Origin of the sequence: Secundilactobacillus kimchicus JCM 15530 (assembly GCF_001433995.1) — a bacterium.
Taxonomy (GTDB): Bacteria; Bacillota; Bacilli; order Lactobacillales; family Lactobacillaceae; genus Secundilactobacillus; species Secundilactobacillus kimchicus.
In genome coordinates this window covers 193,966-205,938 of the sequence record NZ_AZCX01000002.1, presented here as the reverse complement: position 1 = coordinate 205,938, position 11,973 = coordinate 193,966, and the positions used below count along the sequence as shown (strand labels likewise).

At 47.9% G+C, this 11,973-nt stretch carries 9 protein-coding genes; 2 read left to right on the top strand and 7 right to left on the bottom strand.

Features of this window, described 5'->3' with window-relative positions:
• Positions 1–13: 13 nt before the first annotated feature.
• Together coaA and helD are read right to left on the bottom strand one after the other, a co-directional pair.
• Positions 14–937 carry a type I pantothenate kinase gene (gene coaA / locus FC96_RS03435; protein WP_056942021.1) on the bottom strand — a complete coding sequence of 308 codons (924 nt, stop codon included), beginning with the start codon at positions 935–937 and terminating at the stop codon, positions 14–16.
• 124 nt (positions 938–1,061) lie between these two features.
• Complete coding sequence (gene helD, locus FC96_RS03430) at positions 1,062–3,359, bottom strand: RNA polymerase recycling motor HelD (protein WP_056942020.1); 2,298 nt, start codon at positions 3,357–3,359, stop codon at positions 1,062–1,064.
• Positions 3,360–3,497: 138 nt separating this feature from the next.
• On the opposite strand from helD, the gene FC96_RS03425 reads away from it, so the two are divergent.
• Entirely contained in the window at positions 3,498–5,354 is a 1,857-nt protein-coding gene (locus FC96_RS03425; protein WP_056942019.1) for a cation:proton antiporter family protein, read from the top strand.
• Between the two features lie 43 nt (positions 5,355–5,397).
• Positions 5,398–6,057: a histidine phosphatase family protein gene (locus FC96_RS03420; RefSeq protein ID WP_054659299.1), complete on the top strand. Its 660-nt coding sequence runs from the start codon at positions 5,398–5,400 to the stop codon at positions 6,055–6,057.
• 59 nt (positions 6,058–6,116) lie between these two features.
• On the opposite strand, the gene FC96_RS03415 is transcribed toward FC96_RS03420, so the two are convergent.
• From FC96_RS03415 to FC96_RS03395, 5 genes are all read right to left on the bottom strand, one after another.
• A complete protein-coding gene (locus FC96_RS03415) occupies positions 6,117–7,076 on the bottom strand; it encodes an ABC transporter ATP-binding protein (RefSeq protein WP_056942018.1) in 960 nt (319 codons plus the stop codon).
• Positions 7,076–8,173 (bottom strand): ABC transporter ATP-binding protein, encoded by a 1,098-nt coding sequence (locus FC96_RS03410; RefSeq protein ID WP_056942168.1) that lies wholly within the window; start codon positions 8,171–8,173, stop codon positions 7,076–7,078. Before FC96_RS03410 ends, FC96_RS03415 begins: the two co-directional genes overlap by 1 nt.
• A 9-nt stretch (positions 8,174–8,182) precedes the next feature.
• Positions 8,183–9,211, bottom strand: coding sequence for an ABC transporter permease (locus tag FC96_RS03405; protein ID WP_056942017.1), 1,029 nt, complete (start codon positions 9,209–9,211; stop codon positions 8,183–8,185).
• A gap of 14 nt (positions 9,212–9,225) precedes the next feature.
• The gene (opp3b, locus tag FC96_RS03400; RefSeq protein WP_056942016.1) at positions 9,226–10,155 is read right to left on the bottom strand and encodes an oligopeptide ABC transporter permease; all 930 of its coding nucleotides are present in this window, start codon (positions 10,153–10,155) and stop codon (positions 9,226–9,228) included.
• 103 nt (positions 10,156–10,258) lie between these two features.
• On the bottom strand, positions 10,259–11,881 hold the full coding sequence (locus FC96_RS03395; RefSeq protein ID WP_056942015.1) for a peptide ABC transporter substrate-binding protein: 1,623 nt from the start codon (positions 11,879–11,881) through the stop codon (positions 10,259–10,261).
• Positions 11,882–11,973: the final 92 nt, after the last annotated feature.

The window sequence follows — 11,973 nt, the reverse complement described above, 5'->3', positions numbered from 1 at the left end:
GTTCGGGTTTGACTTAGTATTTTCGTAGCAATAGCCGGTCGACAATATGGTGTTCGCCCTTATGAATGATCAGTTCGGCCCGGTTACGAGTTGGCAAAATATAATCGGCTAAGTTGGGCAGGTCAATACTCCGCCAGGTTCGTTTTGCAGCCTCTGTTGCCACCCGCGGATCCCCGACGGCGTATTTGTAGTAGTAGTTTGATGGGTCATCACGCGCTAGCTCTAATAAAGCGTGAAACCGTTCGAGAAACCACTTTTCAATTAACCCGGCATTAGCGTCAACGTAGATTGAAAAATCTGTAAAATCAGACACGTAAACCTGCTCCGTACTTGGTAGCTGCAACGTATTAATACCTTCCACAATCAAGACGTCTGGTTTAACCACCTGCTGGACTTCGGAAGCCACAATATCATAAACTCGGTGAGAATACACCGGAATCTCCAACAACGGCTTCCCCGACTTTACATCGTTCAAAAACTTGATGAGCGCCTTCATATTGTAGCTCTCTGGAAATCCCTTGCGATCCAGCAACCCGCGGTGTTTCAGTTCATCCGTTGAGTATAAGAAACCGTCCGTTGTCACGAGTTCCACGCGTTTCGTGGGAAAAAAGTGGTTCATCAACACCTCTAATAAGCGTGCGGTCGTACTCTTTCCCACGGCCACCGACCCGGCAATGCCAATGATGTAAGGGACGTGTCGCGGTTCGCGTTGCAAAAATCCCGCCCGCATGTTTTGGTGCTGATCAAACTGCCGAATCTCCAAGTCGAGCAAGTGGATCAACGGGATGTAAATGTCTTGAACATCTTGAAGTGAAATCTGGTCGTTAAAAGCTTGAACCTGCCGTAAACTCGACTGGGTCAAGGGCACCGACGCATCCTGATAAAAATCGCGCCACTGGGCCTTCGTATAAACATCGTAATTCATAAAATCTGCCATGCTGCGTCCGCCTCAAAACTTCGTCTTAACTCTCTCAATAATGGCTTTATTATACCCTAAACTGGCCAAAAAATACGGTACTATCAAAAACGAACCTGGTTATTATCCAGATTCGTTTTTTTGACTAATCAACCCGCTCGTACTCATCCGTTGGCACTGTGTCAAATAACGGCGATAATTCATCGGTCGCAATAACGGTGAGCTGATGCATAGCTCGCGAACAAATGGTGTAAAGCAGTTGCCGTTCACCCTCATCGTGATAGTTGGCTGCCGACGCGTCCCAAACAACGACTGCGTCGAACTCGAGCCCCTTCGCCAAGTAAGACGGTACGATAATAACGCCTGCTGCAAGCCGTTGATTTTCGGATTGAATCAACGTCACTGCAACCCCTCGTTTTTGTAAAATCTCATAAAGGTCGCGACATTGACTGAGAGTTTTACCAATGATAGCCGTCGTTTCCTTAGCCGCATTGTTAACCTCAACCTGATCAATCAAGCGGTCCACAGCCGCTGAGACAGTCTTAGGCACACTGATTTGCGGCAAATCCCCGTTTCGCGCAAAGGCGGTCACGGCTTCCCCGTTAATCAAAATATGGCGGGTAAAGTCCGTGATCTGTTGTGTGGACCGGTACGACTGTGTGAGCTGCACGACCCGGGTTTTTTCAGGGTCAAACATCGTACTAAGTTCCGACAATAGCGTCTTGCTATTTTCCTTTGTGAAAATGGCTTGGTTCAGATCACCAAGTAACGTGAAGCGTGCGCGTGGAAACGAAAACTTCAAAAAGGCGAGCTGGAACGGCGTGTAATCTTGAATTTCATCAATGAACACGTAGCGCATATCCCGTTCACCGTGCTTGCCCGCGATTTGATCATAAAGGTACAGGTATGGAGTGACGTTACTCAACGTCATCGTCCCCGCCTTCATATCAGCGACTGCTTGATCCACGCTAGCTTGCCAGTCGGCCGGCGAAATTCCGGCTTGTTGCAAGTCCACAATCAACGGCATTGCCTTTAACATGTGAATGAACTGAGAATTAATACTTAAGAACCGGTTTCGAACAACCGCTTGGCGAATTGGTTGGAACGCACGAATCACAATCTTTCGAGCTAAGAATTGAAATTCCTTTTCCTCGGAATCAAACTCTCGTGGTTCATCTCCGAAAAGTCGGTCCATTTCTTCCTTACTTAAGGACTGAACTGCCTCTTCCACCCATTTCGTTCGCGTTTCAGAGCTCACCCGTCGATTCAATTGCTTGATCAACTGCTCCTTCGTACCATCAATGCGGTTCTTCAAATTGTAGTTATCGTTAAAACTGTAATAAATATCGTGAATTTTTTCCTTACTAAAGAAGGGCTTCCCACGGAAATTAATGTTTCGGAAAATCATATCTTCTTTTTCGAGGTGGTTCGTGTAAGCCGTCACGGCATTAAAGAACGTTAGGCTGCTCTTAAGCCGGTCAATGGCCTGCTGAGCCTGTGAATAATCCTCACTGAACCGCTGTGACAACGTTTCAATCTGAATTTTGGGTAACCGCCGGCCCGCATATTGATAATAGGTCATCTGGACCATGTTTTGTTCGCCCAATTCAGGCAACACCTGGTCAATATAGTCGTTAAACAACTGATTAGGTGAAAATAAAATCACTTGCCCAGCATTCAACCGTCCGCGGTACCGGTATAGAAGGTATGCAACCCGCTGTAAAACAGCCGCCGTTTTCCCGGAACCGGCCGCACCTTGAACGAACAGCAGATCGGACTTTGTATCCCGAATAATCTGGTTTTGTTCTTTTTGAATGGTGGTCACAATGCTTCTCATCTTCGTGTCGGACTGCTCACTTAACGCGTCCAACAACATTTGATCACCAACCGCCTCGTCTGTGTCAAAGACGGTCTTAATCTGGCCGTCTTCGATTTGAAACTGGCGCTTTAATTTAACGTTGACTGTTTGGTCGCCATCTGGCGTCAAATACGTCACTTCACCTAGGCCGCCGTCATAGTAGATACTAGAAATCGGCGCCCGCCAATCGTATACTAGGAAATGGTCCGGCCGATCCGAAAAGGACGCGAGACCAATGTAGATGGTTTCAGTTTTGGGCTCACCCGTCTCGTGAAAGTCAATCCGCGCAAAATACGGGGATTTCTCCAACTTTTGAAGCGTGGCTAACTGGTCCGTGGCATGTTGCCAACTGTTCTGCCGTTCACTCAACAACTGTTGTTGCTGGCGAACGGACAACGCAGTTTCCATCATTCCTTCATAAGAATCAGTCTTCAGCCGCAAGTCGTTTTGGAAGTTATCACGAATTGCGCCTTCATCTTGTTCAGCTTGATCAATGCGTTCTTGAGACTTGGTTTGCGCCACCTTGATCTTTCCAATGACGTTGTCTAAATGCGCTTGTTCTTGTTGTTTAATCGACGCTGCCATGATGACCCCTCCATTCGTAAAGTCGATAATCCATTTTACCACTATCGAAACCTGAAAAAAAGCGTTTGAAACCGTCCCACCAAACCCTTGCACCACCAATTCTGACAGTTATCCTGTCAATGATTCGAGGTACTTTTTATGGATCAATTATCATTAGTCATTATCTTATTAGCCGCCCTCATCATCCCGCTGGCCATGGCCCGGTTTAAGCTGACCTTATTGCCAACCGCGGTGGTTGAAATCATCGTTGGTGTTGTCCTGGGTCCCAGCGTGTTTAACCTCATTTCTGAAAGCACCACTTTGGACCTACTTAAAGACGTCGGCGTCATTGTCTTACTGTTTTTAAGCGGTTTGGAAATTGACTTCAGTCTGTTTACCAAGCGACCACGAGACCTATCACCACTTGAACAAAAAGAAGCGGTCAGCACGCCCAAATACTCGGCCGTTCAACTGGCTTTTATGAGTTACGCCACCATCGTGGGATTGTCCATTCTCCTAGGATTTAGTCTCCGCGCACTTCACCTTTTCAACGACGTATGGCTCGCTAGCATCATTTTCATGACCATTTCGCTGGGGATTGTCATCGCGGCCCTAAAAGAAAAAGAACTGCTCAGTAAGCCTTTCGGTCAAACGGTGCTCCTCATTTCTGCCCTCGGTGAAGTGGTCCCAATGATGGGTCTGACCTTCTACGCGTCAGCTTACAGCCCCGATTCTAAGTCGTTATGGCTACTGTTGATTATACTGTTGGCTGCGGCCCTACTGTTTTGGCGGTTCAAAGCCTTCTTCAGATTTTTCGATCAGATCAACAAATCCACGACGCAGTTAGACGTCCGACTCTCGTTTTTCCTAATCGTCACCATGGTCACAATCGCAAAATCAGTCGGTGCAGAAGGAATTCTGGGCGCCTTTCTTGCCGGGATCGTGGTCAAACTCCTCCAACCGCACGAAGAAACCAAGGTCCGGTTGGATTCCATCGGATACGGGTTCTTTATCCCGATTTTCTTCATTATGAGCGGTGTCGGATTAAACCTTCGAACCTTGCTGGCTGACCCAGCCACGCTGATTCTAATTCCGGTCTTTTTAATCGCTTATTTTGTTGCTAAACTAGCGGTTTTTCCAGTCCTCAAATTGCGATTCAAAACAGGTAACGCCTTTGCTGGCACAGCGATGACCACAACAACGCTGACCGTTGTCTTGGCCGTTCTCCAAGTGGCAAAGCATCTTCACAAAATTACGACCCAACAGTCCGGCGCCTTCCTGCTTGCCGCCATCATCACCTGTGTGGTGGGCCCACTGCTCTTTAATAAGCGCTACTCTGCTGAGGCCGAAGATATGAAGAAAACGCGCGTGCATTTTATCGGCACCAACCTGCTCACCGTCCCCGTTGCCCAACAACTGGCAAAAGGGTGGTATGAAATCAAGATGTACACGGACCGCCAACCCAATTACCGAGCCTTCAATAGCGAAGTTGACGTCCAACTGCTTGAGAATTTGAATCCCAATGACTTAGTTGAACAAGGTGTTTTCGACACTAACATCATCGTGTTGGGCCAAAGTAACACCAAGGAAAACTACCGCCTAGCCAAGGCCGCCAAACAATACGGCGTGCCCCGGGTGATTGCCCGGTTTGAGGACACCAACATTCTAGACGACCGGCGCGATGTCCTCAGCGACATGGGCGTGGAGGTCTACAGCACCCCAGACGTTAACATCAGCATGCTCCGGGGCCTCATTCAGTCACCATCGACCATTGAACTGTTAACCTCAACGGACTCTGCCGTTTACGAAGTCGCCCTTCACAACCGAAAATACGCCGACATTCAACTCCGGAATTTGCCGTTTATTGACGACATCACCATTGCACAAATCTACCGCGAAGGCCGCTTTATTCGACCGACTGGCGGCACCCCATTGAAGTTAAACGACCGCATCATCTTTACCAGCACCAAGCAAGAGGCCCCACGAATTCGGCAAGAACTGGGCATGTTGAACTAATGCCTGTGATACACTAGTTGTAATGACTTTAAGGAGCGATACCATGACTCAATTTAACGTTTATCTGGTGCGTCACGGCCAGACCTATTTGAACAAATACTTCCGAATTCAAGGCATTAGTGATTCGCCACTAACCGAAAAGGGCATTGCCGATGCCAAGCACGCCGGCGCTCGGCTTGCCAACGTCGCCTTTACCCACGCCTACGCCAGCAACACCAGCCGGGCGCAAGACACTGCCCGCTACATTCTTGCCGCAAACACTGGGACCGCAACCAAGGCGGTTATCGAACCCGCCTTCCACGAAGAAAACTTCGGTTACTTTGAAGGCAACGATGACGTCCAAGCCTGGCACATGATAGGCGGGCCGCTTGGGCTACGGACCTTTAACGACATCATTCGGGCCAAGACCATCGAAGGCTCCAAGGACCTCATTGCAGCTGCTGATCCGTATGGCGACGCAGAAGACAACGCCACGTTTTGGGCTCGGGTTCAACCTGGGATTGATCGTCTTATCGCCACCCACCAAGACGGGGATAACGTCCTGGTGGCCACTCACGGCACCACGATTCGCAGTATCGTGGCAAAATACAACCGGGATATCGACGTTGCTGTGTCCGCCATAAACGGTTCCGTTACCAAGTTAACGGTCACGGATGGCCACATTCAAGTTGACTACTATAACAACGTTGCCGACACACTTTAATCACCCGCCACTCAAAAAGCCGACCACTGATTTTCAGTAGTCGGCTTTTTAATACAGCGCTAAACCAGGGGCAACCCCTGCTCTTGCGCGCGTTTTTGGTACATTTCAATTTCATCTTGGCTAGCTTGAACCCAGTGTCTCGGGGCAATTTCCACGAGTTCCCGGTCTTTTGAGCCGTCTTCGTACTTTGGGTCATAGGCAAGTTGCGTTCGCGTCCGTTCGTACTCAGGATCTGGCGCCGGAACCGCGGATAGCAGGCTCCGTGTGTAATCATGCAATGGATGATTGTACACTTCGTCCGCATCGCCAATTTCCAGCATCCGGCCATAGTGCAACACACCAATCCGGTCCGAAATATACTTGACCATCGACAAATCATGCGCGATGAACAGGTACGTCAAATGACGTTCACGTTGCAACTGCTTAAGCAAGTTGACAACCTGAGCTTGGATGGACACGTCCAAGGCGGAAATGGGTTCGTCAGCAATGATGAACTCAGGCTCTACCGCTAACGCGCGGGCAATGCCAATTCGTTGGCGTTGCCCACCCGAGAATTCGTGAGGGTAACGACTCGCATGGTCGCGGTTTAACCCAACGGTGTCCAATAAATCGGCTACCATCTTTTCCCGTTCTTCTTTGGACTTTGCCAAATGGTTAATATCAATCCCCTCAGCGATAATGTCACGGACTTTCATCCGTGGATTAAGCGACGCATACGGGTCTTGAAAAATCATCTGCATATTTTGGCGGAGCGACTGGAGCTTGGCCTTATCCTTCATTCCGACCACTTCGTCACCGTTAAACTTAATCGACCCGTCGGTTGGGTGATACAGATGGATAATTGCCCGACCAACCGTCGTCTTACCAGAGCCAGACTCCCCGACCAGGCCAAAGGTCTCACCTTCGTAAATATCAAAAGAGATGTCATCAACCGCTTTAACTTCGTCTTTTTTACCGACGTTAAAGTATTGCTTTAAATGGCTGACTTCCAATACTTTTTTAGCGTTTTGGTCCTCCATTATGGCTGCTCCTCCTCTTCTTCAACATGGTGTTCCCGAGCCTGTTCAGCAAGTTCTTGCTGCATTTTGGCATACTGCTGTTGCCGCGCGATAATCTGTTCCGGTGGTGTCACTTTAGGCGCATCCGGATGAAGTAACCAGGTGGCCGCATAGTGGGTATCAGAAACCTTAAAGAACGGCGGTTCTTGTTCCGTATCAATATTTAACGCATACTCATTACGCGGCGCAAACGCATCGCCAACGGGTGGGTCCAGCAGATCTGGCGGCGTTCCCTCAATGGACGGTAACTCGGCACCGTTTGTGTCGAGGGTCGGCATTGAACTCAGCAGACCCCAAGTATACGGGTGCTTCGGGTTATAGAAAATTTCATCAACCGTCCCGTATTCAACAATTTTCCCAGCGTACATCACGGCGACCCGATCGGCCATTCCCGCCACAACGCCGAGGTCATGGGTAATAAAAATAATGGACGTTGAGATCTTTTCTTGTAGTTCCCGCATCAGATTCAAAATTTGAGCTTGAATCGTCACGTCCAAAGCAGTTGTCGGTTCGTCCGCAATCAGGATTTCCGGATAGTTGATCAACGCAATCGCAATCACAATCCGTTGCCGCATCCCGCCCGAGAACTGGTGCGGATAATCATTGATTCGGTGTTCAGCATCCGTAATGCCAACCAACTTCATCATTTCTAGTGCTTGGGCCAGGGCCTTAGATTTACTCATATTTTTATGAACCATGAGCGGCTCTGCTATTTGGCGACCAATCTTCATCGTCGGATCAAGCGAAGTCATGGGATCTTGGAAGATTTGCGCAATTTGGGCACCGCGCAAACCTTGAAGTTCTTTTTGCGACATTTTTAAAATGTCCTTGTCATGAAACATAATGGACCCACCGGCCACTGACGCATTGTTGGCCAACAATCCCATAATTGAACGAGTCGTGACCGTTTTACCGGATCCGGATTCACCTACAATCGCGAGTGTCTCGCCCTTTTTGAGGTCAAAGCTCACGTCGCGGATGGCTTGGACGGTGCCGGCATACGTCTTAAAGTTAATTTTGAGGTCTCGGACCTTTAAAATTGATTCATTACTTTGCACGCCAGTCACCTACTCTTTCGTTTGTGGGTCAAAGGCGTCCCGGAGCCCGTCAGCAAATACGTTAAAGGCAATCATGATAATGGATAACACAATTGCGGGATACCACATTTGATATGGCAGGAACTGGAAGTTCTTTTGCCCGTCGTTCAACAAGGTCCCAAGCGAAGCCGTTGGGTTCGGAATCCCAATCCCGACAAATGACAGGAAGGCTTCAAAGAAAATGGCGCTTGGAATCGTGAACATCGTTTGAATGATAATGATACTTGATAGGTTCGGCAACAAGTGCTTGAACGCAATCTTAATCGGACTTTCGCCCAGGGTTCGCGCCGCTAAAATATATTCCTGTTCCTTTAATTCTAGCGTTTGCGCCCGAGTTAGCCGGGCCATCGTCGTCCAGCTTGAAAAGGCAATGGTCAGGATAATGGACCACATACCGGGCTTCAAAATCAACATCAATAACACCACGATAACGAGGGTGGGAATTGACATGATAATTTCAATCAGCCGTTGCATGAAGTTATCTACCCGCCCGCCTTTCCAGCCGGAAAACATCCCGTAAGTGACACCGAATAACAGGTCAACTAGGGTCGCCACCACCGCAACGGTCAGTGAAATTCGCGTCCCGGTCAGAATCCGGGAAAGCAGGTCCCGGCCTAAGTAGTCGGTCCCCAACCAAAAGTGCACGTTGCTGGCCGCCCCAGCTTGGGCGTACGCGTTAATTCGACTGCCACCTTGAACGAGTGTGCCGTTAACCCCATTAATGTCAACTCCCGGCCACTTTGGCGGTAAGTTCGCATACTGGGTGTTAATCGCATTTGGTTGATGCGGCAACACACTCGGGAAAAACGAAAGAATTGCCATGATGAAAAAGAGAATCAAAATCACCATCGCAATGACGGCACTCTTATTCTTTTTCAGCCGGCGCCATGCATCTTGCATGAACGTCAGATTTGGCGCTGAAATTTTTTCACTGTCGAGGTTCTTGGACCGGTCTAACGGTTCAAAACTCTTCGCAGTCAATTTGACTTCGTCTGCCATGTGTCTTGCCTCCATTAATTACTCTTGCCTGTCAGTCGAATCCGTGGGTCAATCACGCCATAGATAATATCGGTAATCAACAATACGACCATCAACATGACGGAGTAGACGATCGTCACAGCCATGATGGTCGGGTAGTCATTCGTCAAAATGGACTTGACGAATTGCTCCCCAATCCCGGGAACGGAGAAGATGTTTTCAATCACCATAGATCCGGTCATGATGTTAACCGCCAACGGGCCAATGATGGTCACCACGGGAATCAAACTGTTCCGTAACGCGTGGTGGAAAATCACCTGCATCCGTGATAACCCCTTAGCTGTCGCCAATTCGATATAATCTGAATTCAGCACATCCACCATTTCGGTTCGAATAAACCGGGCGGTATCGGCGAACGGCGACGCGGCTAGCGCTAACGTTGGCAATACCGTGTAGGCGAAGCCGCCCCAATCAGCGATGGGGAACCAGCCCAACTTTAATCCGACGTAGTACTGCAGCAACACGGCTAACACGAAACTAGGAATGGAGATCCCAAGAATCGACACAATGGTTGTCCCCGTATCGACCCAAGTGTTTTTCTTAATGGCACCAAGTGCGCCAAATAAAATCCCAGGAATAACACCCACAATCATCGCTTGCAACCCCAATAACAGTGATGGTCCAATCCGACTTGAAATCAAGTATGAGACCGCTTGATCACTAAACTGGAAGGACGTCCCAAAGTTGCCGTGGAAGATGCCGGCGACGTAAATCAGATATTGTTGCCATACCGGCTTCGTTAACCCATACTGCTTCAAAATGAGTTCCCGTTGTTCCGGCGACAACTTCTGCTCGTTAGTCAACGGCGTCCCCGGCAGGAGTTTCATCAGGAAAAACGTGATGGTGATGACGATAAATAACGTTAATAGCAGGTAAAAAATTCGTTTACCTAAATACTTCGCCATGACTCTTACCTCTCTTTTCTACCAGCTACTTGTCAGATTCAAGTAACCGCCTTGACGCAAAACAAGGACTGCCTGTGCAATCCCCGTTTCACAATTCGTTAGGTTACTTGATGTAGGCGTGACTGAAGTCAAACTGAGCACCAGTAGTAAAGTACTCAACACCCTTGACCTTAGACTTCAATAATTGTGGCTGTGCTTTTTGATACAGTGGCACAATTCCTTGATCTTGCATCAAAATCTTTTCAGCATCAACTAAATCATTCCAACGCTTACCTGTGTCATTTGCATCTTTACCTTCTGCGTTTTTAACTAACGTGTCGTACTGACTGTTCTTCCAGTGACCATAGTTATATGAGTTCGTTGATGTCAGCAGCGAACTAAACGAAATTGGGTCTGGGTAGTCGGCAATCCAACCATCCACTAAGACGTCAAATTGACCCTTAGTTGACCGCGTTAATCGAACGTTGAATGGGACGTTGTTCGCCTCAATTTTGAGACCCGGCAACTTAGACAAAGCGTTTTGAACATAGTCACTTGCCTTCTTACCAGCCGGCGTGTCATCCGTAACAAGGTTCAAGGTCATGCTTGACTTGCCAGTTGCTTTTAAGGCCTGCGACCACAACTTTTTAGCTTGGGCTAAATTATATTCGGTGCCCGCTTTAACGTATGCCTGATCCGCAAAGTCTTTTCCGTCACGGCTAGCCAAACCTGTTGAAACAAGTCCTTTAGGTGCCGTAGCGCCATCTGCTAAGACATTCTTAGAGAAGTCTTCTTTGTTAATAGCCATTGAAATGGCACGACGCGCTTTTTGGTTCTTAAAAATTGCCTGCTTTTGTTGGTTCAAATCTAAGTAGAACGTTGAAGCCAATTCGCGTTTGTTCAATTCTTTTGAGTTCTTAAAGTTCTTGAACTGAGTACCATCCAGAATAATTTCATCAGCTTTACCACTCTGGTATTGACTTAACCAAGTTTGTTGGTCGTTGATCACCTGGAAGTTAATTTTTGACAACTTCACGTTCTTCTTATCCCAGTACTGATTGTTCTTAACAAGCGTCCACTTGTTATTTGTTCCGGTCCAGCCTGTTAACTTAAACGGACCATTGTAGACAGCACTCTGGGCGTTGGCAGCAAACTTATTCCCATACTTTTCGACAACCTTTTTGTTTTGTGGATAAGCAGCTGACATCCCAACGATGTATTTAAAGTAACTTTGCGGCTTCGATAACGTCACAACAACCTTATCATCACCCTCAGCCTTAATTCCCAATTTTGACGGGGCCATTTTCCCCTTGTTGACGGCATCAAAATTTTGAACGTGATCTAGAAGATAAGCGTACTGAGATGCCGTACTTGGCTTAGCAGTCCGTTGCCAACCGTAAACAAAGTCTTGAGCTGTTACGGGGTCACCGTTACTCCATTTTGATTTACGAAGATTAAAAGTCCATGTTAAGCCGTCTTTAGAAATGCTATAGCTTTTCGCCATTGCCGGCCGGACTTTATTGCCACTTCCCGTTTTCAATAGCCCTTCATCGACGTTATTTAACGTCCGAGCACTGACATTATCAACCGACTTTGACGGATCCATCGTCGGTAAGTTGGCCGTTTCCACCCAATTCAACACCTGCTTGTTAGACCCGCTGTTGCTGCTATTAGAGCCACATGCAGCTAATAACGCTACCGAGGCAATAGCAACGGCGCCCAACTTTAAACTAGAACTTAACTTCATACCCTTTCAACCCCTCTTCGTGTTTTTTACGACACAGTATGTACGCTATTTAAGTACAACGTCCATTCTATATTAGAGCTTTATTAAAATCA